General features: G+C 67.0%; 23 protein-coding genes. 13 read left to right on the top strand and 10 right to left on the bottom strand.

The annotated features are described in order from the left end of the window. Positions 1 to 94 precede the first annotated feature (94 nt). Positions 95 to 1,219 (top strand): pyridoxal phosphate-dependent aminotransferase, encoded by a 1,125-nt coding sequence (locus EKL94_RS01135; protein ID WP_126927650.1) that lies wholly within the window; start codon positions 95 to 97, stop codon positions 1,217 to 1,219. Positions 1,220 to 1,314: 95 nt separating this feature from the next. Here EKL94_RS01135 and zipA read toward each other — a convergent pair whose 3' ends face one another. From zipA to EKL94_RS01170, 7 genes are all read right to left on the bottom strand, one after another. Further along, a complete protein-coding gene (gene zipA / locus EKL94_RS01140; protein ID WP_126927651.1) occupies positions 1,315 to 2,052 on the bottom strand; it encodes a cell division protein ZipA in 738 nt (245 codons plus the stop codon). A 46-nt stretch (positions 2,053 to 2,098) separates the two neighbouring features. Further along, the gene (smc, locus tag EKL94_RS01145; RefSeq protein WP_126927652.1) at positions 2,099 to 5,602 is read right to left on the bottom strand and encodes a chromosome segregation protein SMC; all 3,504 of its coding nucleotides are present in this window, start codon (positions 5,600 to 5,602) and stop codon (positions 2,099 to 2,101) included. A 259-nt stretch (positions 5,603 to 5,861) separates the two neighbouring features. Next, complete coding sequence (gene rplI / locus EKL94_RS01150) at positions 5,862 to 6,311, bottom strand: 50S ribosomal protein L9 (RefSeq protein ID WP_006452981.1); 450 nt, start codon at positions 6,309 to 6,311, stop codon at positions 5,862 to 5,864. Positions 6,312 to 6,416: 105 nt separating this feature from the next. Beyond that, positions 6,417 to 6,647 (bottom strand): 30S ribosomal protein S18, encoded by a 231-nt coding sequence (rpsR, locus tag EKL94_RS01155; protein ID WP_002804494.1) that lies wholly within the window; start codon positions 6,645 to 6,647, stop codon positions 6,417 to 6,419. A gap of 11 nt (positions 6,648 to 6,658) precedes the next feature. After that, entirely contained in the window at positions 6,659 to 7,096 is a 438-nt protein-coding gene (gene rpsF / locus EKL94_RS01160) for a 30S ribosomal protein S6 (RefSeq protein WP_006452997.1), read from the bottom strand. Between the two features lie 226 nt (positions 7,097 to 7,322). Next, positions 7,323 to 7,865 carry a CbrC family protein gene (locus tag EKL94_RS01165; RefSeq protein ID WP_126927653.1) on the bottom strand — a complete coding sequence of 181 codons (543 nt, stop codon included), beginning with the start codon at positions 7,863 to 7,865 and terminating at the stop codon, positions 7,323 to 7,325. 93 nt (positions 7,866 to 7,958) lie between these two features. Then, positions 7,959 to 8,297, bottom strand: a complete 339-nt coding sequence (locus tag EKL94_RS01170) for a HesB/IscA family protein (protein WP_006376495.1) — start codon at positions 8,295 to 8,297, stop codon at positions 7,959 to 7,961. 128 nt (positions 8,298 to 8,425) lie between these two features. Here EKL94_RS01170 and asnS point away from each other — a divergent pair, with 128 nt between their 5' ends. From asnS to EKL94_RS01230, 12 genes are all read left to right on the top strand, one after another. Continuing rightward, positions 8,426 to 9,820, top strand: coding sequence for an asparagine--tRNA ligase (gene asnS, locus EKL94_RS01175; protein WP_057500623.1), 1,395 nt, complete (start codon positions 8,426 to 8,428; stop codon positions 9,818 to 9,820). A gap of 29 nt (positions 9,821 to 9,849) precedes the next feature. Continuing rightward, on the top strand, positions 9,850 to 10,149 hold the full coding sequence (locus EKL94_RS01180) for a hypothetical protein (RefSeq protein ID WP_005417403.1): 300 nt from the start codon (positions 9,850 to 9,852) through the stop codon (positions 10,147 to 10,149). Positions 10,150 to 10,154: 5 nt separating this feature from the next. After that, positions 10,155 to 10,469 (top strand): hypothetical protein, encoded by a 315-nt coding sequence (locus EKL94_RS01185; protein WP_006453002.1) that lies wholly within the window; start codon positions 10,155 to 10,157, stop codon positions 10,467 to 10,469. A 7-nt stretch (positions 10,470 to 10,476) separates the two neighbouring features. Further along, positions 10,477 to 11,115 carry an FMN-binding negative transcriptional regulator gene (locus EKL94_RS01190; RefSeq protein WP_126927654.1) on the top strand — a complete coding sequence of 213 codons (639 nt, stop codon included), beginning with the start codon at positions 10,477 to 10,479 and terminating at the stop codon, positions 11,113 to 11,115. 72 nt (positions 11,116 to 11,187) lie between these two features. After that, entirely contained in the window at positions 11,188 to 11,850 is a 663-nt protein-coding gene (can, locus tag EKL94_RS01195) for a carbonate dehydratase (protein WP_126927655.1), read from the top strand. Between the two features lie 19 nt (positions 11,851 to 11,869). Then, entirely contained in the window at positions 11,870 to 12,391 is a 522-nt protein-coding gene (locus tag EKL94_RS01200; RefSeq protein WP_126927656.1) for a 3-hydroxyanthranilate 3,4-dioxygenase, read from the top strand. A gap of 204 nt (positions 12,392 to 12,595) precedes the next feature. Beyond that, a complete protein-coding gene (kynU, locus tag EKL94_RS01205; RefSeq protein WP_126927657.1) occupies positions 12,596 to 13,870 on the top strand; it encodes a kynureninase in 1,275 nt (424 codons plus the stop codon). A 31-nt stretch (positions 13,871 to 13,901) separates the two neighbouring features. After that, complete coding sequence (locus tag EKL94_RS01210; protein WP_126927658.1) at positions 13,902 to 15,269, top strand: FAD-dependent oxidoreductase; 1,368 nt, start codon at positions 13,902 to 13,904, stop codon at positions 15,267 to 15,269. Further along, positions 15,269 to 16,708 carry an exodeoxyribonuclease I gene (gene sbcB / locus EKL94_RS01215; RefSeq protein ID WP_126927659.1) on the top strand — a complete coding sequence of 480 codons (1,440 nt, stop codon included), beginning with the start codon at positions 15,269 to 15,271 and terminating at the stop codon, positions 16,706 to 16,708. The genes EKL94_RS01210 and sbcB overlap by 1 nt, the downstream gene beginning before the upstream one ends. Continuing rightward, positions 16,705 to 17,391 (top strand): DUF2461 domain-containing protein, encoded by a 687-nt coding sequence (locus tag EKL94_RS01220; RefSeq protein WP_008265662.1) that lies wholly within the window; start codon positions 16,705 to 16,707, stop codon positions 17,389 to 17,391. Before sbcB ends, EKL94_RS01220 begins: the two co-directional genes overlap by 4 nt. Next, positions 17,391 to 18,371, top strand: coding sequence for an aldo/keto reductase (locus tag EKL94_RS01225; protein WP_126927660.1), 981 nt, complete (start codon positions 17,391 to 17,393; stop codon positions 18,369 to 18,371). Before EKL94_RS01220 ends, EKL94_RS01225 begins: the two co-directional genes overlap by 1 nt. A gap of 42 nt (positions 18,372 to 18,413) precedes the next feature. After that, positions 18,414 to 18,965 carry a DUF2939 domain-containing protein gene (locus EKL94_RS01230; protein ID WP_126927661.1) on the top strand — a complete coding sequence of 184 codons (552 nt, stop codon included), beginning with the start codon at positions 18,414 to 18,416 and terminating at the stop codon, positions 18,963 to 18,965. A gap of 52 nt (positions 18,966 to 19,017) precedes the next feature. Here the strand turns inward: EKL94_RS01230 and EKL94_RS01235 are convergent, their stop codons facing one another. The 3 genes from EKL94_RS01235 to EKL94_RS01245 all read right to left on the bottom strand — a co-directional run bounded on the left by EKL94_RS01235 (position 19,018) and on the right by EKL94_RS01245 (position 25,950). Next, positions 19,018 to 19,962, bottom strand: coding sequence for a 5'-nucleotidase (locus EKL94_RS01235; RefSeq protein WP_005410242.1), 945 nt, complete (start codon positions 19,960 to 19,962; stop codon positions 19,018 to 19,020). A gap of 47 nt (positions 19,963 to 20,009) precedes the next feature. Further along, positions 20,010 to 20,783, bottom strand: coding sequence for an NAD kinase (locus tag EKL94_RS01240; RefSeq protein ID WP_126927662.1), 774 nt, complete (start codon positions 20,781 to 20,783; stop codon positions 20,010 to 20,012). Positions 20,784 to 20,973: 190 nt separating this feature from the next. Next, positions 20,974 to 25,950, bottom strand: coding sequence for an NAD-glutamate dehydrogenase (locus EKL94_RS01245; protein WP_126927663.1), 4,977 nt, complete (start codon positions 25,948 to 25,950; stop codon positions 20,974 to 20,976). Positions 25,951 to 25,993 lie beyond the last annotated feature (43 nt).

The following is a 25,993-nucleotide window of genomic DNA, read 5'->3' on the forward strand; positions in this document are numbered from 1 at the left end:
TGTAGTCGAGCATGGCTCGACGCTACAAAAAGCAGCTTGCCGCCCACCCTCACCGGCGCTAGCGTGCGACGGTCTGCCCTTCGGAATCCTGCCCGTGACCCTGCCAGCTTCCCGTCGACGCTTCCTGCAACTGGCCGGTGCCGGCCTCGCCGTCGCCGGCAGCGGGCTGCCGCAGCTTGGCCATGCCCAACCCGCGACGGCCGCCGCTCCCGCCCCCGCCGAAGGTGCGGTGCTGCTGAATTTCAACGAATGCCCCTACGGCCCCTCGCCCGCAGCCCAGCAGGCGGCACGCGACAGCATCGCCGGTTGCGGCCGCTACCGTTTCGCGCTGGCCGGTCAGGTGCGCGACGCCTTCATCGAACAGGCACGCATTCCGGCTGATCACGTGCGGCTCTATCCGGGTTCCAGCGAACCGCTGAACCGTGCCGCCGTGCTATGGACCGGCCCGCAGGCGGGACTGGTAGTCGCCGACCCGACCTTCGAGACGCTGGGCGAGGTCGCTGCCGCACACGGTGCGCACGTGCAGAAAGTGCCATTGCGCGACGACGGCGCACATGACCTGCGCGCGATGGTCGCCGCCGCACACGCGCACCCGACCGGGCTGCTGTATGTGTGCAATCCGAACAACCCGACCGGCTCGATCAGCCCACCGGATGAGCTGGCCTGGCTGCTGGCCCACAAGCCTGCCTCCACCCGCGTGCTGTTGGACGAAGCCTACCTGCAGTACAGCGAGCAGCCGAGCCTGATCGCGCAGGTAACGCAGCGCGCTGACCTGATCGTGCTGCGTACGTTCTCCAAGCTGTATGGCATGGCCGGCCTGCGCCTGGGCGTGGCGGCCGCACATCCGGACCGCCTGCGCGAACTGGCCAACCTGGGCGACAACCCGCTGCCGGTGCCGGCGCTGGCGGCGGCACTGGCCAGCCTGCGCGATCCGCAGTTGATTCCACAGCGCCACCTGCAGAATGCCAAGGTGCGGCAGGCCACCATCGCGTGGCTGGGCAAGCGTGGTTTCAGCTGCGTGCCGTCGGAAGCGAACTGCTTCGTGGTCGACGTCCAGCGCGATGGCAGCGCGTTCGCCAAGGCAATGGCCGACAACGGCGTGGTGATCGGGCGAAGCTGGCCGATCTGGCCACAGCGCGTGCGCGTGACCGTCGGCACCGAGGACGAGATGGCCGCGTTCCGCCATGCGTTCGCGAAGGTGGCCGGCGTACCGGCCTGACCCTGTTGGTGGGGGCGAACCTTGGTTCGCCCCATCCACGCATGGCGTGGATCTACTGTTGTGGGTGCCGACCGTCGGTCGGCACGCCATGGCGCTTACCAGCGCGGGGTCTTGGTCAGCGGCGGGGCCTGGTGCTGGCGGTCGTAGGCACGCAGCTCGTCACGGATGTGCGCGATGCGCTGGCGACCCAGGGCGTTACGGCTGTCATCCAGCACCACGCCATCCAGCAGTTCGGCCATGCGCTGCACGGTCGGCAGCATCTTCTCCCAGGCGTCCAGCGCGGTCAGCGGCGCCGGCAGGGTCAGGAAGAAGGCGATGGCCGGGGTCTCCATGGCGCGGATGTTGGCCATGTCGAAGCTGCCCGGCTTCATGATGCTGGCCATCGAGAAGATCGGGCCGCGCTCGGGGTGGCCTTCGACCAGGCGGTGGAACACGTTCATGTGGCCGAACACCAGGCCGGTCTTCTCGGCCGCCACCACGATGTCCTCACCACGCAGCTGCTCGCCGGCGCGGGCGGCCACGAACAGCGAGACGATCTTGTCGAAATCCTGGGTGGCGCGCTTGCCGAGATCGCTGGCGCCCGGGTCGGTTTCGCCCAGACCGAGTTCGGCCTGCTCGCCCTCCGTGCCCATGCCCGGTTCGACGCGGCCATCGGCCACGGTGACGCCGTCTTCGCCCAGCACCGGCTCGCGGCGCTCGCCGCTGGTCGGTTCCGTGCCTTCCACGCGGCGGCCCTGGGGCTTCTTCTTCGGACGGCCAAACAGGAAGATCGCGGCGATCAACAGCAGGCCGGCGGCCAGGATGCCGATGCGCAACAGTGCCGTGTCGGACATTCGATAGGTTCTCCGGCTAGTTCATTCAGGTAACTAGGATGGCACGTCAGGCCGCGCCCGCCAATCGCGCGGCTTCTTCCAGGTCCACGCTGACCAGGCGGCTGACGCCCGGCTCGCGCATGGTCACACCCGACAGCTGGTGCGCGGCCTCCATCGTCGCCTTGTTATGGCTGACGAACAGGAACTGCACCTTTTCGCTCATTTCCTTGACCATGTTGGCCAGGCGGCCGACGTTGGCTTCGTCCAGCGGCGCGTCCACCTCGTCCAGCAGGCAGAACGGCGCGGGATTCAGCTGGAAGATGGCGAACACCAGCGCCACCGCGGTCATCGCCTTCTCGCCGCCGGACAGCAGCGAGATGCTGGACACGCGCTTGCCCGGCGGACGCGCCATGATGGTCACACCGGTGTCGAGCAGGTCTTCACCGGTCAGTTCCAGATAGGCGTGGCCGCCGCCGAACAGGCGCGGGTAGAGCGCCTGCACGCCAGCGTTGACACGATCGAAGGTGTCCTTGAAGCGGCCGCGGGTCTCGCGGTCGATCTTGCGGATCGCGTCTTCCAGGGTTTCCAGCGCGGTGGTCAGGTCGGTGTGCTGCGAATCCAGGTAGTCCGAGCGCTGCGAAGCCTCGCCGTACTCGTGGATGGCGGCCAGGTTGACCGGCTCCAGCCGGCGCATGCGGCCGTCGATCTGGTGCACGGCCTGCTCCCAGTCGCCCAGGCGCGCGTCCTCGGGCAGTACGTTGAGCACGTCCTGCAGCACGAAGCCGGCCTTCTCCACCGCGCTCTGCAGGGTGTCCGCGCTGAGCACCAGCGCCTGCTGATCCAGCTTGCGCTGCGAAATACGCTCGCGCTGGGCCAGCGCCTGTTCGTCGCGCTGGTGGCGGGTCTGTTCGTAATTGCGCAGCTCGGCGTCGATGCCGTCCAGCAGCGTGCGCGCCTCGGTCAGCACGCGATCGGCCCGCACACGCTCTTCCAGTGCGTTCTGGTGCTCGGCCTGCAGCGACTCGACCGGCGAATCACCTTCATCCAGCTGCGAATGCAGTTCGCCCAGTCGCGAATCCAGCTGCCCGCGCTGGGTGCCCATGCGTTCCAACGCTTGGCTCAACGAGGCCAGCTGCGCACGCTGCGATTCCAGGGTCAGCGCCAGCGAATGCGAGCGCTCACGCACCGCGCGTGCAGCATCGCGTGCCAGGTCGCGGGCCTCGGTCAGCTGGCGGCGCTCACCCTCCAGTCGCTGCCGGGTCGATTCCAGGTCGCCCATGCTGCTGACCGCGTTCTCCAACCGTGAGCGCGCTTCACGCGCCTGCTCGTTGTTGGCTTCCAGCGTTTCCTGCAACTGCTTCAGTTCGCCTTCGATGCGGTCGATGCGGGTACGCGCCGCCTCCACCTTGCCCTGCTGGCCCTGCAGCTGGCCCGCCAGCTCGGAGACCGCACGATGGGCCTGGTACAGCGCACGCTGCGCGTCTTCGCGCTGCTGCTCAGCGGCGTGCAGCTGCTCACGGAAGCCACTCAGCTGTTCTTCCAGCTCGGCCTCGCGGTCCTGCAGCTGCTCGATCTGCTCACGCAGCTCGTTGATCTCACGTTCGCGCAGCAGCGCGCCCTGCTGGGCCGCACCGGAGCGCGATACGCGCAGCCAGCCCTGGCCCAGGCGCTCGCCGCTCTGGGTGATGATCGAATCGCCTTCCGGAAGGCTGCCCTGCAACGCCTTCGCTTCGGAAAGATCCTTGGCTGCGTGCAGGTGTGCCAGCAGGCGACGGATCGCTGCCGGGCCACGCACGCGGGCAGCCAGGGAAGTCGGCGCAACCTTGACGTCGGCACCCGCGTTGGCGACCAGCGCAATGTGGCCCTCGCCAAGTTCGCCGAGGGCGTCGACCAGGCTGGCCGGATCATCGACCAGCACGCCTTCGATCAACTGGCCGAGCGCGCTTTCCACCGCATTTTCCCAGCCGGCATCAACGTCCAGGCGTTCGCCGACACGCGCCGCCGAATCCAGCCCGCGCGCCTTCAGCCACGCGACTGCCGCACCCTGCTCCTGGCCCAGCGCGGCCTGCTGCAGGGTTTCCAGCGAGGCCAGACGACCGCGCAGGCCATTGGCCTGCTTGCGCAGTTCGGCCAGTTCGTTCTGGCCATTGCGCTGCTGTTCCTGCACCCCCACCACGCCCTGCTTGCGCAGCTCGACGTCTTCGCTCAATTCATCCAGCGCGGTCTTCTGCGTGTCGTGCTGCAGGTGCAGCTGCTCGAAGGCTTCTTCCAGCGCATCCACGTCCAGGCCGGCGCGTTCGGCGGCCAGCGCTTCGCGACGCCGGTCGGCGTCGAGGATCTGCTTGTCCAGGTAGTCCACGCGCGTGCGCTCGACATCGCCGGCGCGCGAGGCCTCCGAACTCTGCGAGGTGTGCTGTTCCCAGCGCTGCTGCCAGCTGGCCAGCCGGTCTTCGGCCTCGCGCAGGCTTTCCTGCTTGATCTCGTTCTCTTCCTGCAGCTCTTCCAGCTGCGGGGTGGCGGCCTCCACCGCCTCGCGCAGCACCATCAGCTTGGCCTCGTCGCCGCTGATGTGCTGGCCCAGTTCGGCCAACGCCTGGCGGGTTTCGTCGCGCGCCTTGTGCAGGCGCTGCGACAGCTCGCGCTGGTGCTGGATCTGCTGCTCCAGGCGCGCCAGCGTGCTGCCGACCTGGTAGACCGCGGCCTGCGCAGTGTTGAGCGCATCGGCGGCTTCTTCGCGACGCACGCGCGAGGTCTCGATGCGGGCCTCGGCATCACGCTGGTCAGCGATCAGCTGCTGCAGCTTGGTCTCTTCCTGCGACAGGCCTTCGCGCAGCTTGGACAGGCGCCCGTCGAGTCCACGGAATTCCAGCGTCTTCCACTCGGCATCCTTGACCCGTCGCTCTTCCTGCAGCGCCTGGTACTGCTCGGCCTGCTTGGCCTGGCGCTTGAGGTGTTCGAGCTGCTTGCTGATCTCGTCGCGCAGGTCGCCCAGCCGGTCCAGGTTCTCGCGGGTGTGGCGGATGCGGGTCTCGGTTTCCTTGCGGCGCTCCTTGTACTTGGAGATGCCGGCCGCCTCTTCCAGGTACACGCGCAGGTCTTCCGGGCGCGCCTCGATGATCTGGCTGATCATGCCCTGCTCGATGATCGAGTAGCTGCGCGGGCCCAGGCCAGTGCCGAGGAACAGGTCGGTGATGTCGCGGCGGCGGCACTTGGTGCCGTTGAGGTAGTAGTTGCTGGTGCCGTCGCGGCTGACCGTGCGCTTGACCGAGATTTCGTTGAACGAGGCGTACTCGCCCGAGATCGTGTGATCGGAGTTGTCGAAGATCAGCTCAACCGTGGCCTGCGACACCGGCTTGCGGGCATTGGAACCGGAGAAGATCACGTCGGTCAGCGAGTCGCCGCGCAGGCGGCTGGCCGAGCTCTCGCCCATGACCCAGCGCACGGCGTCGATGATGTTCGACTTGCCGCAGCCATTGGGCCCCACCACGCCGGTCATGTTGGTCGGCAGGTGCAGGGTGGTCGGATCGACGAACGACTTGAAGCCGGACAGCTTGATCGTGGAAAGACGCATAGGGGTTCCGGACTGGGGCCGGCAAGCGGCCTGCGTTTACCCTCCAAGTCATTGATCCCATTGAAATCAATGCCCGTGGAACGGGTGTGACGCCCTGAGTATACCGATGTGGCCGTGTTCTACGAATGGGCGTGGAACATTGTCCAACCTCACCCCGTCGGCCGGACGTGGCCCGACGCCGTGAAACGGCGCCATAAAACAAAACGGGCACCCTTGCGGGCGCCCGTTCTGCGGTGATTCCAGGCCTTGCGGCGTGGGATCAGGCTTCGGCGACGACGACGACCTTGACGGTGGTCTCGACGTCGGCGTGCAGGTGGACCAGCACGTCGTATTCGCCGATGTTGCGGAAGGCGCCTTCGCCCAGGATGACTTCGCTCTTGCTGACCGGCAGGCCGGCAGCGGTGAAGGCATCGGCGATTTCGCGGGCGCCGACCGAGCCGTACAGCTTGCCTTCGGTCGAAGCGTTGGCGGCGATGGTCACGCTCGCGCCTTCCAGCTTGGCCTTGCGGGCGTCAGCATCGGCGTGGATGGCCTGGGCCTTGGCTTCGTACTCGGCGCGCTTGGCTTCGAACTCGGCCTTGTTGCTCTCGGTGGCCGGCACGGCCTTGCCCTGCGGCACGAGGAAGTTACGGCCGTAGCCCGGCTTCACGTCGACCAGGTCGCCCAGGTTGCCGAGGTTGGTGACTTTCTGCAGGAGGATCAGCTGCATGGTATTGCTCCAGATGAGTTATTCGTTAGCGAGGCGATGCCCCGCAACAAAGGCTGTCCGAATAGCTGGCACAGCGGGGGCGGCGCCGGGCCGCCCCGCCGGGCATCAGACGTCGTGGTTGTCGGTGTACGGGATCAGGGCCAGGAAGCGAGCGCGCTTGACGGCGGTCGCCAGCTGACGCTGGTACTTCGACTTGGTACCGGTGACGCGGCTCGGCACGATCTTGCCGTTCTCGGTCAGGTACTGGCGCAGGGTGTTGAGATCCTTGTAGTCGATCTCCTTCACACCTTCAGCCGTGAACTTGCAGAACTTGCGGCGACGGAAGAACTTGGACATGGGAAGGCTCCTTAGGCGGCGGAAGCGGCGTCGTCGCCGGCTTCGTTGTCAGCGGTGGTGGTGGACTCGCCTTCTTCGTCGTCACGACGACGGCGCTCACCGCGCTCCGGCTTGTCACCCTTCTCGTCCTTGCTCTTCATGATCAGCGACTGCTCGGTGTCAGCCTCGTCACGCTTGATGACCAGGTTGCGCAGCACGGCGTCGTTGAAGCGGAAGCTTTCGGTCAGTTCGTTCAGAACGGCCTGGTCGGCTTCGATGTTCATCAGCACGTAGTGGGCCTTCACCAGGTTCTGGATCGGGTACGCCAGCTGGCGGCGGCCCCAGTCTTCCAGACGGTGGATGGTGCCGTTGCCGTTCTCGACCAGCGACTTGTAGCGCTCGATCATGGCCGGGACCTGCTCGCTCTGGTCCGGGTGGACCATGAACACGATTTCGTAATGACGACTCATGTTTTTTCTACCTTTCGGATGTGGCCTTGCGGCCGGACAGCCCCCCGCCGTTGATACCGCGGTGGGGCAAGGATTCCCGCCAGGGAGGCAGGAAGCCGCGCATTATGGCGCAGATGGGGTGGCCGGGCAACCAGCGGGCCACGGGGCAACCTGAACCGGGGGGGCCTCCCTGCCGACCAAGGTTGGCTGCTACCGGGCCCCGGGCGATCCATGACTCCGCCGGGAGCTATCCCAGGTCGACGTGAAGGCGATGCTGGCCGCATTCCAGGCACTGGAACAGGCAGCCGACCATCATCCCGTCCCGGCTCAGGTGCGCCAGCACCCAGTCGGCGTCGCGTGGATTGACCGCCGCCACATCGGGCCGGACCTGGTCGAGGATGGGCAGCAGGTCTTCGCTGCCAGCGAAGCCGAGGAAGGCGCAGGGCCGTTCACAGTGGCTCAGCCAGACCGATTGCTGCCAGGACGAGTAACCCGGGGTGCGCTCGCAGATCTCCAGCAGCAGCTCACGGGCGATGGTCGGCGGCGGGTCGGCTGGATCCGGGGATACCCCTTCAATATCGCTCCAGCCGGTGAATTCACCCTCGTAACTGGCTGCCGCCCTGCCATCGGCAACACACCACGGGCACAGATATTCCGGCCGCAGGTGCGTGTAGAACGGCCCCCGGTAACGAAGCGTCCGCGCCTGACCGCAGCAGTCACAGATTCCGTCGACCTCTTCGAATGAGAGGGCGTAGGCGTTGGGGTGATAGGTAAAAGCCGGTCGTTCCATCCTTGGATCCCTTCCCTGCCGACCAAGGTCGGCATCTACCAGAGCAGGTTCCGGTAGCGCCGGACCACGCCCGGCGGACGCCAGAACCGGGCCTCAGGCCTTGTCGGCGTCGGTGGTGAAGCTTTCGCCGCAGCCACACTCGGCGGTGGCGTTGGGGTTGCTGAACGTGAACGTCTCGCTCAGGCCGTGCTTGCCGAAGTCGATCACGGTGCCGTCCACCAGCGCCAGGCTCTTGGCATCGACGTAGATCTTCACGCCATCCTGGTCGAACACGGTATCGCCCTCGCGCTCGTCGCGGGCCAGGTCGGTGATGTGACCCCAGCCCGAGCAACCGGTCTTGGTCACGCCGAAACGCAGGCCCAGCGCGCCGGGGGTCTGGGCGACAAAGCGCTGCACGCGCTCGAAGGCAATGGGGGTCAGGCTGACGGCCATGGGGCTACTCCAGAGGTACGGGGACATTATAAGGAGCCGTTGCCGCGAAAAATGCCTCGCAAGCAGAACGCTGCAACCGGTAAACTCCCGTGTTCACAGATCGAGTCGATCAGCAGAGGATTCAAGTCATGACGGTGGTCAGCGTTGAACATGCGCTTGCCGGGAAGATCCCGGAAGGCGGCGAAGTCACGGTACGCGGATGGGTGCGCACGGTGCGCGGTTCAGCGAATCTGGCCTTCGTGAATGTGAGCGACGGCTCCTGCTTCGCCCCGATCCAGGTCGTGGCCGGCGACAGCCTGGCCAACTTCGACGAGATCAAGCGCCTGACCAGCGGCTGCTCGGTCATCGCCACCGGCACCCTGGTGAAGTCGCAGGGCAAGGGCCAGTCGTTCGAGATCCAGGCCAGCGCACTGGAAGTGGTCGGCTGGGTCGAAGACCCGCTCACCTACCCGATCCAGCCCAAGCCGATGTCGCCGGAGTTCCTGCGCGAAGTGGCGCACCTGCGCCCGCGCACCAACCTGTTCGGCGCGGTCACCCGCATCCGCAACTGCCTGGCCCAGGCCGTGCACCGTTTCTTCCACGAGAACGGCTTCAACTGGATCAGCACCCCGATCATCACCACCTCCGACGCCGAAGGCGCCGGCCAGATGTTCCGTGTGTCCACCCTGGACATGGTGAACCTGCCGCGTGATGAGAAGGGCGCGATCGATTTCAGCCGCGACTTCTTCGGCAAGGAAACCTTCCTGACCGTGTCCGGCCAGCTGAACGTCGAGGCCTACTGCCTGGCGCTGAGCAAGGTCTACACCTTCGGCCCGACCTTCCGCGCCGAAAACAGCCACACCACCCGCCATCTGGCGGAGTTCTGGATGATCGAGCCGGAAATCGCCTTCGCCGACCTGGCCGAAGACGCGCGCCTGGCCGAAGAGTTCCTGAAGTACCTGTTCCGCGCGGTGCTGAACGAGCGCAGCGACGACCTGGCCTTCATCGCCGAGCGCGTGGACAAGAACGCGATCACCAAGCTGGAAGACTTCATCAACGCACCATTCGAGCGCATCGACTACACCGATGCGGTCAGCCTGCTGCAGAAGTCCGGCAAGAAGTTCGACTTCCCGGTCGAATGGGGCCTGGACCTGCAGACCGAGCACGAGCGCTGGCTGACCGAGGAACACGTCGGCCGCCCGGTGGTGGTGACCAACTATCCGGAGCACATCAAGGCCTTCTACATGCGCCTGAACGACGACGGCAAGACCGTTGCCGCGATGGACGTGCTGGCCCCGGGCATCGGCGAGATCATCGGCGGCAGCCAGCGCGAAGAGCGCCTGGACGTGCTGGACGCGCGCATGGCCCAGTTCGGCCTGGATCGTGAGCACTACAGCTGGTACCGCGATTTCCGCCGCTATGGCTCGGTGCCGCACGCCGGCTTCGGCCTGGGCTTCGAGCGCCTGGTGGTCTACGTCTGCGGCCTGTCCAACATCCGCGATGCGATCCCCTACCCGCGCGCCCCGGGCAGCGCGGACTTCTAAGCCCCACACGACCACGGAGGTACTGCCCCATGACCCTGTTCTTCGCCCTCTGTTTCGTCGGCGTTGCAGTGGCCGGGTTCAGTGCCTTCGTGATCTTCTGGCCGCTGACCCTGGTGCATGTGCGCGACCGCCATCCGGCGCTCGCCGAGCGCTTCGGCAGCGGCGCCTTCCTCAAGCCCGATGCCCTGGCCTGGCTGCTGCGCCGCGACTATCGCCAGCAGCCGGACCGCTCGCTGTCCGGGCTGGCAACGCCGGCCTGGGTATCGCTGCTGACCCTGCTGGCCGGACTGGGCATGGCCGCCCTGCTCTGGCTGGCCTCGCTCTGGTAACCCCCATGAATGACATTACTGCCTCGCGCGACAGCTGGTGGCTGGCCAGCCTCGGCAACACCCTGATCTGGGCCCGCCTGCGCGTGCGCCCGGCCGGCACCGCCGAAGTGCTCGACAGCGACGGCAACACGCTGAGCTATGACAGCGAAGACACCGCCCGTTCGCAGCTGTTCGACGCCGAGTTCGTCGAATATGACGGCCTGGATGAAGAAGACGCACTGGTGCGCGGCTTCAGCCTGCACGAAGTGCAGCCGCCGCAGGCCGACAGCGATGAGGGCCTGCGTGGCCGCATGATCCAGTCGCTGGGCGGGCGCGCCTGACCCCAGCATGTTCACCCCGCGCGCCTTCGCCGAGACCGACCTGCTCTGGCTGGACCGCCTGCTGGCGCGCGATCCGTTCGTTACTGTGCTCACCCCCGGCAGCGATGGCCTGCCGGAGCTGACCCGGATGCCGGTGCTGTACCGGCGTGACGGCGAGCAGATCGAACTGCGCGGCCACTGGGCCCGCGCCAACCCGCAGTCGCGCCAGCGCGGCGCGGCCAAGGTACTGGTCGATGGCCCACACGGCTACGTGTCGGCCAGCTGGTATCCGGACAAGGAGCCCGCCGCGCGGGTACCCACCTGGAACTACGCCGCTGCCGAGCTGCGTGGCCAGCTGCAGACCTTCGACGACGCCGAGGCGCTGGCCGAACTGGTCGGCGCGATCAGCGACCGCTTCGAGGCCAGCGTCGGCCAGGCCTGGCAGTTCGATGCCACGCGCGCCGAACACGGCCCGGAGCTGCGCGCCATCGTCGGCTTCCGCTTCCAGGTCGAGCAGGTGCAGCTGAAGCTCAAGCTGAGCCAGAACCATCCCGACGCCAACCAGCGCGCCGTGATCGCCGAACTGGAACAGCTGGGCACCCCCTCTTCCACCGAGTTGGCGCAGTGGATGCGCTGGCATCGCGAACAGGCCGCCCGCAGCGACTGAACGCCCCAGATTCCCGCGACGACGCAGCCAGATGGCTGCGGCGCGCCCCCACCCGACGCCAGGGACCCATACATGAAAGACATCCACAAGCTGCTGCAGAACAACCGCGACTGGGCCGACCGTATCGAAAAGGAAGACCCCGAGTTCTTCCACCAGCTCGCCAAGCAGCAGCACCCCGAGTACCTGTGGATCGGCTGTTCCGATTCGCGCGTGCCGGCCAACCAGATCATCGGCATGGCCCCGGGTGAAGTGTTCGTGCACCGCAACGTCGCCAACGTGGTCGCCCACACCGACCTGAACTGCCTGAGCGTGGTGCAGTACGCGGTGGACCAGCTGAAGGTGAAGCACATTCTGATCGTCGGCCACTACGGCTGCGGCGGTGTGCACGCCTGCCTGCACAACACCCGCGTCGGCCTGGCCGACAACTGGCTGCGCCACGTCGGCGATGTGATGCAGAAGCACAGTGCGATCATCGACGCGATCGAGACCGATGAACTCAAGCATGCTCGCCTGTGCGAACTGAACGTGATCGAGCAGGTCGCCAACCTGTGCCGCTCGACCATCGTGCAGGACGCCTGGGCGCGGGGTCAGAAGCTGATGGTGCACGGCTGGGTCTACAGCCTGAAGGATGGCCGCGTGCGCGAGATGGGCATCGATGTCGGCGCGATGGAAGAGCTGCAGCCAGCGTACGAAAAGGCCCTGTCCTACGTCCCGCGCAAGGGCAAGCGCGACTGATCCCTTACGGATGACCACCATGCTCGCTTCGCCGATCAACCTGCACGCCTGGATCGAAGAAAACCGCCACCTGCTGAAGCCGCCGGTGGGCAACAAGATGATCGACAACGGCGACTTCATCGTGATGGTGGTGGGCGGGCCGAACTCGCGCACCGACTTCCACTACGACGAAGGCCCGGAGTGGTTCTACCAGCTCGAAGGCGAGATGGTGCTGAAGGTGCAGGAAGACGGCGCAGTGCGCGACATTCCGATCCGCGCCGGCGAGATCTTCCTGCTGCCGGCGAAGGTGCCGCACTCACCGCGCCGCCCGCCCGGTGGTATCGGCCTGGTGGTGGAGCGCAAGCGCCTGCCGCATGAGATGGACGGCGTGATCTGGCACTGCGAGCGCTGCAACCACAAGCTGCACGAAGAGTACTTCCCGCTGCAGAACATCGAAACCGACCTGCCCAAGGTGTTTGCGCGCTACCACGCCAGCCTGGAACTGCGTACCTGCAGCCAGTGCGGGCACGTGGATCCGCTGCCGGCGCCAGCGGCGGGCTGAGCCAGCGAACGGTCGTTGCCCACCTTGGTGGGCGCTTGCTCGCTCCCGCCCTGGTAGATGCCCACCTTGGTGGGCGCTTGCTTGTACGTGTGCCAACCAAGGTTGGCGACTACCGGGTCATGTGGCGCTGGCGTAAGGTTGGCAGCGCCCCGGCCAGGCCCCAGGCGCTACACTGGCGGTCCCGTTGCAGCCTGTTGCCCGACCATGTCCGACCTGCTCAGCCGCACCCACGCCATTGCCCTGGACGCCGCCGATCCGCTGCGCCCGCTGCGCAATGAATTCCTGATTCCGCGCCACGGTGGCGGCGAGCAGACCTACTTCGTCGGCAACTCGCTGGGCCTGCAGCCGCGTGGCGCGCAGGCGGCCGTGCAGGAAGTGATGAAGCAGTGGGGCGAGCTGGCGGTGGAAGGCCACTTCACCGGCCCCACGCAATGGCTGTCCTACCACCGCCTGGTGAGCGCGCAGCTGGCCCGCGTGGTCGGTGCGCTGCCCAGCGAAGTGGTGGCGATGAACACGCTGAGCGTGAACCTGCACCTGATGATGGTCAGCTTCTACCGGCCCACGGCCGAGCGTCCGGTGATCCTGATGGAAGCCGGCGCATTCCCGACCGACCGCCACGCAGTGGAAGCACAGATCCGCTTCCATGGCTTCGACCCGGCCGAGTGCCTGGTGGAAGTGCAGCCGGACGAGGCCAACGGCACGATTTCACTGACCGCGATCGAGCATGCCATCGCCGAGCACGGTTCACGCCTGGCGCTGGTGCTGTGGCCCGGCGTGCAGTACCGCACCGGCCAGGCCTTCGACCTGGATGCGATCACCCGCGCCGCCCGCCTGCAGGGCGCGCGTATCGGCTTCGACCTGGCCCACTCGGTCGGCAACCTGCCGCTGCGCCTGCATGACGTCGCACCCGACTTCGCCGTGTGGTGCCATTACAAGTACCTCAACAGCGGCCCGGGCGCCGTGGCCGGTGCCTTCGTGCATGAGCGCCACCACCGCGATGCCACCCTGCCGCGCTTTGCCGGCTGGTGGGGCCATGAAGAGTCCACCCGCTTCCAGATGGCGCCGCAGTTCACCCCGGCCATCGGCGCCGAAGGCTGGCAGCTGAGCAATCCGCCAATCCTCGGCCTGGCGCCGCTGCGCGCCTCACTGGACCTGTTCGAGCGCACCGGCATGGAGGCGCTGCGCAGCAAATCGCTGGCACTGACCGGCATGCTAGAAGCACTGGTCCGTGCGCGCCTGTCCGGCGTGCTGGACATCGTCACCCCGGCCGAGCCGCAGCGCCGTGGCTGCCAGCTGTCATTGCGCGTGATCGGTGGCCGCGAGCGCGGCCGTGCGCTGTTCGAGCATCTGCGCGGCATCGGTGTGCTCGGCGACTGGCGCGAGCCCGACGTGATCCGCATCTCGCCCACCCCGCTCTACAACCGCTACCTGGACGTGCACCACTTCGTCGAGGAAGTGGAAGCCTGGGCCGGCCTCTGAGCCGGCTCCTCCCCTACTGCTGGACAGTTCGTTGATCGCACACGCTTCCCGCTCGTTGAGCATTATCGGTGCCGGCCTTGCCGGGTCCCTGCTGGCCATCCTGCTGTCACGCCAGGGCTGGCGCATCACCCTGTACGAACGCCGCGGCGATCCGCGCGTGGCCGACTACGAGAGCGGCCGCTCGATCAACCTGGCACTGGCAGAGCGTGGGCGCAACGCACTGCGCCAGGCCGGCGTGGAAGATGAGGTGATGGCGCGCGCGGTGATGATGCGCGGACGCATGGTGCACCCGCGCGAGGGCGAGCCGCAGCTGCAGCGCTATGGCCGTGATGACAGCGAAGTGATCTGGTCGATCCATCGCAGCGACCTGAACACCACGCTGCTGGAGCTGGCCGAACAGGCCGGCGCCACCGTGCACTTCCATCGCCGCCTGCACACCGTCGATTTCGATGCCGGCTACGCGCGCTTCATCGATGACCGCGACGACAGCCCGCACGACATCCGCTTCGACACCCTGATCGGTGCCGACGGCGCCGGTTCGGCACTGCGGGCGGCGATGAACCGCCGTGCGCCGCTGGGCGAGGACATCGCCTTCCTCGACCACTCCTACAAGGAGCTGGAGATTCCACCAGCCGCCGACGGCAGCTTCCGCATCGAGCGCAACGCACTGCACATCTGGCCGCGTGGCCACTACATGTGCATCGCCCTGCCCAACCACGAAGGCACCTTCACCGTCACCCTGTTCCTGCCCAACCAGGGCGACCCCAGCTTCGCCACGGTCAACACCGGCGCACAGGCCGAGGCGCTGTTCGCGCGCGAGTTCGCCGACACCCTGCCGTTGATCCCGAACCTGCGCGCGGACTGGGAGCAGCACCCACCGGGCCTGCTTGGCACGCTCACCCTGGAGCGCTGGCATCAGCAGGGCAACGCGGTGCTGATCGGCGACGCCGCGCATGCGATGGTGCCGTTCCACGGCCAGGGCATGAACTGCGCGTTCGAGGACTGCGTTGCGCTGGCCCGTCACCTGATGGAGGCCGATGATCTGGAAGGTGCGTTCGCCGCGTTCGAAGCCGAGCGCAAGCCGAATGCACGTGCCATCCAGCAGATGGCGCTGGAGAACTACCTGGAAATGCGCGACCGCGTGGCCGACCCTGCATTCCTGCTGCAGCGCGAACTGGAACAGGAGCTGCAGCGGCGCTGGCCGACCCGCTTCGTACCGCACTACACGATGGTCACTTTCCTGCACACGCCCTACGCCGAGGCGCTGCGCCGCACCGAACTGCAACGCGACCTGCTGGTTGCAGCCACCGCAGGTCACGATTCACTGGACAACATCGACTGGGCCGCACTGGAAGCGCAGGTCCACGCGCTGCTGCCGGTCCTGGAGGGCGCGCACTGATGACTGACAGCTTCCTGTTCTACGACCTGGAAACCTTCGGCCAGGATCCGCGGCGCACGCGCATCTCGCAGTACGCCGCCATCCGCACCGATGCCGACCTCAACGAGATCGATACCCCGGTCAGCTTCTTCGTGCGCCCGGCCGATGATTTGCTGCCCTCGCCGATGGCCACCCTGGTAACCGGCATCACCCCGCAGCAGGCACTGGCCGAAGGCATCAGCGAGGCCGAGGCTTTCGACCGCATCAACGAACAGCTGTCGCGCCCCGGCACCTGCGCGCTGGGTTACAACACGCTGCGCTTCGACGATGAATTCGTCCGTTACGGGCTGTTCCGCAATTTCCACGACCCGTACGAGCGCGAGTGGCGCAACGGCAATTCGCGCTGGGACCTGCTGGACATGCTGCGACTGATGCGCGCGATGCGCCCGGATGGCATCCAGTGGCCACTGCGCGAGGACGGCGCCACCTCGTTCAAGCTCGAGCACCTGGCCGAGGCCAACAACGTGCGCGAAGGCGATGCGCACGAAGCACTGTCCGACGTACGCGCCACCATCGGCATGGCACGCCTGTTCAAGCAGTCGCAGCCGCGCCTGTGGGAGTACGCGCTGAAGCTGCGTGACAAGCGCTTTGTCGGCGGCCTGCTGGACGTGGCCGCGATGAAGCCGGTGCTGCACATCTCCATGCGCTACCCGGCCAGCCGCCTGTGCGCGGCGCCAGTACTGCCGCTGGCCATGCACCCGACCATCAACAACCGGGTGATCGTGTTCGACCTGGAAGGCGAGATCGACGATCTGCTGGAACTGCCGGCCGAGGTGATCGCACAGCGCCTGTACATGCGCGCCAGCGAGCTGCCCGAAGGCGCCGCGCGGGTACCGCTGAAGGAAGTGCATCTGAACAAGGTGCCGGCACTGATCGCCTGGAACCACCTGCGCGCCGATGACCACGCGCGCCTTGGCCTGGACGTGGCCGCGATCGAGGCCAAGGTGGAACGGCTGCGCGCGTTCGCTCCGCAGCTGGCCGAGAAGGCGCGCCAGGTCTACAACCAGCCCCGCGCCGCCACCGTGGCCGACGTCGATGCCTCGCTGTACGACGGCTTCCTCGGCAACGGCGACAAACCGCTGCTTGCGCTGGCACGCACCAGCGCGCCGGAGCAGTTGGCCGCACTGGAAGGCCGCTTCCGCGACCCGCGCCTGCCCGAGCTGCTGTTCCGCTACCGCGCGCGCAATCATCCCGACAGCCTCGCGCCGCCTGAACGCCAGCGCTGGCAGGATTACCGTCGCCAGCGCCTGCTGGGAGACGGTGGTCTGGGCGAACTCAATCTGCCCCAGTACCAGCAGCAGCTCGATGCGCTGGCCGCCGAAGCGCCCGACGATGCGCGGCGCCAGGCCCTGCTGCAATCGCTGCGCGACTGGGGCCAGCAGCTGCAGGAGACCCTGTGAGTACCTATTTCTCGGACGCCAGCTTCAAGTTCCTGCGCAGCCTGGCGCGGCATAACGAAAAGGCGTGGTTCAACGACCACCGCCAGCAGTATGAAGACCACGTGCGGCAGCCGTTCCTGCGCCTGCTGGGTGACCTGCAGCCGGCGCTGGCCGAGGTCAGCGACCACTTCCGCGCCGATACCCGCGGCGTCGGCGGCTCGCTGTTCCGCATCCATCGCGACGCGCGCTTCTCCAACGATAAATCCCCGTACAAGACCTGGCAGGGTGCGCGCCTGTTCCATGAGCGTCGTCGCGAGGTGGCCGCGCCCTCGTTCTACGTGCACCTGCAGCCGGGCGAGAGCTTCGTCGGTGCCGGGCTGTGGCATCCGGAACCGGAGACCCAGCGCCGCGTGCGCCATTTCATCCTCGACAACCCCGGCAGCTGGAAGGCCGCCGCGCATGCACCGGCCCTGCGCAAGCGCTTCGACTTCGAGGAAAGCGAAAAGCTGGTGCGACCGCCGCGCGGCTTTCCGGCCGACTTCGAATTCATCGACGACCTCAAGCACCGCAACTGGGTGATGTGGCGCTCGCTGGACGACGCCACCATGACCGGCCCGCGCCTGCTGTCCACACTGGGCAAGGACCTGGCCGCGCTCGGTCCGTTCGTCGACTACCTGTGCGCCGCGCTGGACCTGGAATTCTGATGCCGTTGGCGCACCAACGCCGCACGCTGGGCCGCACCGGCCTGGCGGTTTCGCCGGTGGGCCTGGGCTGTTCCGGATTCTGGGGGCATCGCCGCTTCCCGGAACAGTCTGCCGCGCACGTGGTCGAGCATGCACTGGCACAGGGCATGAACCTGTTGGACACCGGCCACAACTACTCCGGTTTCCACGCCGAGCCGCGGCTGGGCCGCATCCTGCGCCCGCTGCTGAAGCGATACCCGCGCGAGTCGCTGGTGATCTCCAGCAAGGGCGGCACGCTCACCGGCCAGGCCGGCATCAGCGGCGCCGAGCAGCGCAATTTCTCGCCCGCAGCCATCACCGCCAGCTGCGAAGCCTCGCTGCGCAACCTCGGCCTGGATTACCTCGACATCTACCAGCTGCACGGTGCCAGCCAGCACGACATCAACGATGACCTGCTGGCCGCACTGCAGCGACTGCGCGAACGCGGGCTGATCCGGCACACCGGCATCAATACGCACACGGCGTCGACCCTGCGCTGGATGATCGACCATCCCACGCTGTTCGACGTGGTGCTTCTGGACTACAACGCCCTGCAGCAGGACCGTGAACCCCTCATCGACCAGCTGCACGCGGCGGGTATCGGCGTGCTGGCCGGTACCGTGCTGGCGCAGGGCCATCTGCTGCCGTCACGCGCCCGCCTGCCGCGCCCGGCCGACGCCTGGTACCTGGCCAGAGCCTGGCTCAAGCCGAGCAGCCGCGCACTGATGCACAGCGCACGCCGGATGCGCCACGCCATCGCCGCCATCCGCAGCCAACGCCCCGCACAGACCGCGTTTGCCTATGCCCTGGGCCATCCCGGCGTGGCCAGCGGCATCCTCGGCACTACCCGCACCGGCAGCCTGGACGACGTGCTGGCGACGCAGCTTGAGGCACTGACCGCAGCCGAACGCCAACAGCTGGTGGCCGCCTTCGGTGATGGCCGCGGATCACCCAGTCATTGAGTCTTCACCCCATGCCGCTGCGGTTGCGGCAGTCTGGGCGGCATGAAGAAACTCACTGCACTCGTTGCGCTGCTGGTCCTGGCCTTGGCGGCCTGGTGGTTCGGTGGTCCCTACATGACCGTGCGCGGGCTGTCCCAGGCCATTGAACAGCGCGACACCGCGCGCCTGGAGCGCTACGTGGATTTCCCGCGCGTGCGCAGCAGCCTGCGCGCCCAGCTCAACGACTACCTGGTGCGCCAGGCCGGCCCGGACGTGGCAGTCAGTCCCTTCGGTGCCCTGCTGTACGGGCTGGGCGACCAGCTCGGCGGCGCGGCGGTGGACACCATGGTGACCCCGACCGGTATCGGCGCGATGCTGCAGGGCCACGTGCTGTGGAAGCGCGGCCGCAATGAACTGCAGGGCGGCGATGCCTTCGGCCCGACCGAACCGGCGCGACCGCTGAAGCATGCCGAACATCATTTTGAAGCGCTGGACCGTTTCGTGATTGATGTGGATCGCGGTCCCGGCCAGCCACCGATGAAGGTGGTGCTGGAGCCGCAGGGCCTGCGCTGGAAGGTGGTGGACCTGCAGCTGGGGATGTCCGGCAGCCCTTGATCGGACCCGTGGCCTGACGGCAATGCCAACCAAGGTTGGCAACTACCAGACCCTACCCCTCGTTGGCGACGCCGTGCGGTACGTGGCCGGCGGCCACATGCTCGCGGGCACTGTCGATGTTGTGCTGCGAATCATCGAAGAAGATGTCGGCGCCGAACGCCTGCAGGAACGGGCCCTTGTGCCGGCCGCCGAGGAACAGCGCCTCATCCAGGCGCACGCCCCACTCGCGCAGGGTGCGGATCACCCGCTCATGCGCCGGCGCAGAACGTGCGGTCACCAGTGCGGTACGGATCGGCGCACTCTCGCCGGCCGGGAACACTTCCTGCAGCGTGTGCAGGGCCGACAGGAAGCCGCGGAACGGGCCCCCGCTGAGCGGTTCGCGGGCCCTTTCACGCTCGTGACGGCCAAACGCTTCCACGCCCTGCTCGCGCGAAATGCGCTCGCTCTCGTCGCCGAAGATCACCGCGTCACCATCAAAAGCAATGCGGAGCTGGCCGGCCGGGCGGCCGGTATCGATCTGGTCAGCAGCCGCAGCGGCGGTTTCGCCGGGCGGCTTGGGCAGGATGGTGGCCGCTGCGATGCCATGGCGCAGCGCGCTGCGCACCGATTCGGGGTTGGCCGACAGGAACAGGTCGGTGCCGAACGGCTTCACGTACGGCCAGGTCGGCTCGCCGGCGGTGAAGGTCGCGCGGATGATGCCCAGGCCGTAGTGCTGGATCGAGTTGAAGATGCGCAGGCCCGTATCTGCCGAGTTGCGCGACAGCAGGATCACCTCGACCCGCGGATTCTCCGGGCTGGCGCCCTGGTTCAGCGCCAGCAGCTTGCGCACCACCGGGAAGGCCACGCCGGGGCCGAGGATGTCGTCCTCATGCTGGCGCTGGAACTCGGCATAGGCCGCCACGCCATCGCTCTCGAACAGCGCGTGGCTTTCCTCGAGGTCGAACAATGCGCGCGAGGTCACCGCAACGGTCAGCAAACGGGGGGAGTTGTCGCCCATCGGTGGGGGTCCTTCAAGCGGTCGGCGTGGCCGGCCGCCTATTGTCCTCAAAAAACGAACTGTTCGCTCAGGATCCGGTCTTCCAGGTTGTGTTCCGGGTCGAACAGCAGGGTCACGCGGCGGTCCTTCGACTCGCGGATGGTCACCTCGACCACGTCGCGGGTCTCGTGCGAATCAGCGGTCACGCTGATCGGGCGCTTGTACGGATCGAGCACGCGGAAACGCACTTCGGTGTCGGCCTTGAGGATCGCCCCGCGCCAGCGTCGCGGCCGATACGGGGCCAGCGGCGTCAGGGCGATGGTATGCGAGCCCAGTGGCAGCACCGGGCCGTGCGCGGAATAGTTGTAGGCGGTACTACCAGCCGGGGTCGCCACCAGCACGCCGTCACCGATCAGTTCGGCCACGCGTTCCTGGCCGTTGAGGTCGATGCCGATATGCGCGGCCTGGCGGGTCTGGCGCAGCAGCGAGACGTCGTTGTAGGCCAGCGAGCCGGTGCTGGTGCCCGATTCGGTCAGCGCCACCATCTCCAGCGGTCGCAGGTTGGCCGGTTCGGCACGGGCGATGCGCGCCTGCACGTCATCGTCGCCGCGGTACTGGTTCATCAGGAAGCCGACCGTGCCCAGTTTCATGCCGAACACCGGCTTGCCCAGGTGCCCATGCCGGTGCAGGGTCTGCAGCATGAAGCCATCGCCGCCCAGTGGGCACAGTACATCGGCCTGCTCGGGCGTGTAGTCGCCATAGCGCAACACCATGGCCGCGCGGGCCATCTGCGCGGGCTCGGTGGTGCTTGCCAGGAAAGCGATGCGGGGGGTGTCGCTCATCGGTGGATCCGGGTGGGTGTACCAGCAAGAGCATACCCGGTAGTGCCGGCCGCTGGCCGGCAGCTGCACCCGGTTGCAGTTCATGCGGCTGCCGGCCAGCGGCCGGCACTACCATGCAATGCAGAACGGCCCCGCTTTCGCGGGGCCGTTCCGGTTCACGCATGCCGGGCAGCGCCCGGCACTGCATCACTTACGCGCCGTGGGCAGCCAGCTGGCCCAGGCGCTGGACTGCCACCGAGACGGTCGGGTAGTCCAACGTCTTCTGCTCGGCCAGCTCAGCCAGCATCGCCAGGGTGAAGCGCAGGCTGCTGTCGTCACGACCGATCCACGCGGCCACCTTGGCTTCAGCGGTGCTGCCCTTGGTGCCCAGTGCCTGGCCGGCCAGGCTGCGGTGGTGCGCCGCCAGTTCGTCGCGCAGCACGCCACGTGCCACCGCGTGCCAACGGCCGTTGACCTCCAGCGCGTCGATCTGCTCGAACAGCCACGGCAGCTGCAACGCGTCGCCCAGGCGGAAGTGGATCTTGGACACGTCCACCGGCTTCAGCTTGCGGGTACGGGCCAGTTCGATGATGTCGAACGCCGGCTCCAGGAAGTGCAGTTCGGCCAGCTGCTGTGCCAGTGCCGACGGCAGGCCCTTTTCCTTCCACTCGGCCACCAGGGCTTCGTAGGTCGGACGCTGCGAATCCGGCAGCACACCCGAAGCAACACGGATGTCGTTGAACGGACCCTGATAGCGGTTGACCGCCTCGGTGATGCCCGGCATCGGGCCCGGGCGCGACAGCAGCCAGCGCACGAACGAGCGCTGCAGCTTCCAGATCACTTCCAGCGCGTCGATCTGCACCGACTCCGGCAAGGTGCCGTCGAGGGCGTCGATCTGTGCCCACAGCGCGCGTGCATCCAGCGTTTCGCGGCTGATGGTGTACGCCTTGGCGACCTCGGCGATGGAACGGCCGGTGTCTTCCTGCATGCGCATCAGGAAGGTGGCGCCCATGCGGTTGATGGTCTGGTTGGTCACGGCCGTGGCGATGATTTCGCGCTTCAGGCGGTGACGCTCCATCGCGTCGGCGTACTTCTTCTGCAGCGGGGTCGGGAAGTAGCGCTGCAGTTCCTTGGACAGGTACGGATCTTCCGGGATGTCCGAATCCAGCAGCTGGGCGAACGCCACCAGCTTGGAATAGGACAGCAGCACCGACAGTTCCGGACGGGTCAGGCCCTGGCCGCGCGCCTTGCGCTGGGACAGCTCGGCGTCGGACGGCAGGAATTCGATCTGGCGATCGAGCAGGCCCTGCTGTTCCAGGGTACGGATGAAGTGCTGCTTGGAACCCAGGCGCTTGACCGCCATCCGCTCCATCAGGCTCAGGGCCTGGTTCTGGCGGTAGTTGTCGTTGAGCACCAGCGCGGCGACTTCGTCGGTCATCGACGCCAGCAGCTTGTTGCGCTGCTCGACGGTCAGCTTCTTGGCCCGCACCACATCGTTGAGCAGGATCTTGATGTTGACTTCATGGTCGGAGGTGTCGACACCTGCCGAGTTGTCGATGAAGTCGGTGTTGAGCAGCACGCCGGCCTGGGCGGCTTCGATGCGGCCCAGCTGGGTCATGCCCAGGTTGCCGCCCTCGCCCACCACCTTGCAGCGCAGCTCGCCACCATTCACGCGCAGCGCGTTGTTGGCGCGGTCGCCGACATCGCTGTGCTGCTCGCTGGCGGCCTTGACGTAGGTACCGATGCCGCCGTTCCACAGCAGGTCGACCGGTGCCTTCAGGATCGCGCTCATCAGATCATTCGGCGACAGCGCCTTGACGCTCTCGTCCAGGCCCAGCACTTCACGCACCTGCGGGGTGATCTCGATCGACTTCAGGCTGCGCGGGTACACGCCGCCGCCCTTGCTGATCAGCTTGGCATCGTAGTCCGCCCAGCTCGAACGCGGCACGGTGAACAGGCGCTCACGTTCGACGAACGTGGTGGCCGCATCCGGGTTCGGGTCCAGGAAGATGTGGCGGTGGTCGAATGCAGCGACCAGGCGGATGTGGCGCGACAGCAGCATGCCGTTGCCGAACACGTCGCCGGACATGTCGCCGACGCCGACGGCGGTGAAGTCCTGGCTCTGGCTGTCACGGCCCAGCGCACGGAAGTGGCGCTTGACCGACTCCCACGCACCGCGTGCGGTGATGCCCATGCCCTTGTGGTCGTAACCGACCGAACCACCGGAGGCGAATGCATCGCCCATCCAGAAGCCGTGCGCGATGGCCAGGCCGTTGGCGATGTCGGAGAAGGTCGCGGTGCCCTTGTCGGCGGCCACCACCAGGTACGGATCGTCCATGTCGTGACGCACGACATCCACCGGCGGCACGATCTTGTTGTTGACGATGTTGTCGGTGATGTCCAGCAGGCCCTGGATGAACAGCTTGTAGCAGGCCACGCCGTTGGCGAAGATCGCATCGCGATCGCCGTTCACCGGCGGGGTCTTGGCGAAGAAGCCGCCCTTCGCGCCGACCGGCACGATGACGGTGTTCTTGACCATCTGCGCCTTGACCAGGCCCAGCACTTCGGTACGGAAGTCTTCGCGACGATCCGACCAGCGCAGGCCACCACGGGCGACCGCGCCGAAGCGCAGGTGGGTACCTTCCACGCGCGGGCCGTAGACGAAGATTTCGCGGTACGGGCGCGGCTTCGGCAGGTCCGGCACCAGTGCCGAATCGAACTTGAAGCTGATGACATGGCCGTGCTGGCCGTTGGCATCGGTCTGGTAGTAGCTGGTACGCAGGGTCGCATCGATCACGCCCATGAACGAGCGCAGGATGCGGTCCTCGTCCAGGCTGGACACGCGGTCCATCAGCTTCAGCAGCGCATCGCGCGCGGCCTGCATCTGCGCATCGCGATCCCCCTTGCGGGCGTCGACCACGGTCTTGAGCACCTTCAGGGTGGCCTCGTCACCGGCGGCCAGCACATCGAGGTGCGCCTTCAGCTGGGCCTGGCCAGCGACGATGTCTTCCTTGCTTTCGTGGCCGGTGGCCGGATCGAAGCGGGCTTCGAACAGTTCGACCAGCAGGCGCGCCAGCAGCGGATAGCGGGTGAAGGTGCCTTCCACGTACGCCTGCGAGAACGGCACGCCGGTCTGCAGCAGGTACTTGCAGTAACCACGCAGCATGGCGACCTGGCGCCAGTGCAGGCCGGCAGCCAGCACCAGGCGGTTGAAGCCATCGTTCTCGGCATCGCCGTGCCAGACGCGGGCGAAGGTCTCGCCGAAGGCTTCGTCGACGCTGGCGGCATCGATCGCGCCGGCGGTCGATTCGACCTCGAAGTCCTGCACATACACCGGGGCGTTGTCGACCGACAGGCGGTACGGACGCTCGGCGATCACGCGCAGGCCCATGTTTTCCATCATCGGCAGCGCGTCCGACAGCGGAATGTCGTCCAGCTGGCGGTACAGCTTCAGGCGCAGGCCATCGCCGCTTTCGCGCGGCACGGCCTGCAGGCTCAGGCGCAGGTCGTCCGGACCGGTCAGGGCATCAAGCTGGCTGACATCGTTGGCGGCAACAGCGGTGCTGTTGTCTTCGATGTAGCCGGCCGGCAGTGCCTTGCCGATGCGGGCAGCGATGCGCAGGCCTTCAGTTTCGCCATGGCGGGTCACCAGCGCTTCACGCAGGTCGTCCTGCCAGTTGCGCAGCACCTGGGCCAGCTTCTGCTCCAGTTCGGCGGTATCGACGTCGAGCATTTCACCCGGCTTCGGGCGCACGATCAGGTGCACCTGGGCCAGCGGCGATTCGCCCAGCACCACCGAGCTGTCCACGTACTCGCCGTGCAGCGCGTCCTTCAGCATGGCCTCGATGCGCAGGCGCACGTCGGTGTTGAAGCGCTCGCGCGGCAGGTAGACCAGCGCGGAGATGAAACGGCTGTACTTGTCGCGGCGCAGGAACAGGCGGCTGCGCACGCGCTCCTGCAGGCCCAGCACGCCCATGGCGGTGCGGAACAGTTCGTCCTCGCTGGACTGGAACAGTTCTTCGCGCGGCAGGGTTTCCAGGATGTGGCGCAGGGCCTTGCCGCTGTGGCTGGCCGGGGCCAGGCCCGACTGCTTCATCACGTGCTCGTGGCGCTGGCGCACCAGCGGGATTTCCCACGGGCGACGGTTGTAGGCGCTGGAGGTGAACAGGCCGAGGAAGCGCTGCTCGCCGATGATCTTGCCCTTGGCGTCGAATTCCAGCACGCCGATGTAGTCCATGTAGCCGGCGCGGTGCACGCGCGAACGGGCGTTGGTCTTGGTCAGGATCAGCGCGTCCTTCAGGCCGGACGTGGTGTTCAGGCCCTGCGCGGCCAGCGTCTTGACCGGACGGGCGGCGGACTTGTCCTTGCCGCGCATCAGGCCCAGGCCGGTGTCGTTCAGCGGCGCCAGCACTTCTTCCTTGCCCTGCTTCTCGACGCGGTACTCGCGGTAGCCGAAGAAGGTGAAGTGGTTGTCGGCGGCCCAGCGCAGGAATTCCTGTGCTTCCTTGCGCGAGGCTGCGTCGACCGGCAGCTGGCGGCTGCCCAGGTCGTCGGCCAGTGCCAGCGCCTTGTCCTTCATCGGCTGCCAGTCACGCACGATCGCGCGCACTTCATCCAGCGCCTTGTTGATGGCCTGCTCGATGGCCGCCATGGCTTCGGCCGGCTGGCGGTCGATTTCCAGCAGCATCACCGACTCGGCATCACCCTCGCCGACCTTGACCAGCTTGCCGGCCTTGTCGCGGGTGAAGCGCAGCACCGGGTGGCCCAGCACGTGGACACCCACGCCCTGTTCGGCCAGCGACATGGTGACGGTGTCGACCAGGAACGGCATGTCGTCGTTGACGATCTGCAGCACAGTGTGGGGCGATTCCCAACCGTTGGCCTTCGCGGTCGGATTGAACACGCGGACGTTGGCCTTGCCGGCCTTGCGGGCACGGGCGAATTCCAGCGTCTCAGCCGCGAGAGCGGCCCACTCTTCAGCGCTGTGGTGCGGGAACTCGTCCGACTCCATGCGCTTGTAGAAGTCAGTGGCGAAGGCCACCGCTTCGGCCTGTGCGGCCGCGGGGTAACGCTTGCGCAATGCCGTGTACACCGGCTCCAGGGAGAAACCAGCGGTCACTGCGACCTCCGACTCTGCTGGTTTGGTCTTGTTTTTCACGGTCTTGGCTGCGGTTTTTTGCGGTTTCATGGCAGAGCGATGCGCTTGCTCAGTTGGGAAAATGAAATTGTAG

Origin of the sequence: Stenotrophomonas maltophilia (assembly GCF_003970865.1) — a bacterium.
In the GTDB taxonomy this organism is placed as follows: domain Bacteria; phylum Pseudomonadota; class Gammaproteobacteria; order Xanthomonadales; family Xanthomonadaceae; genus Stenotrophomonas; species Stenotrophomonas maltophilia_AR.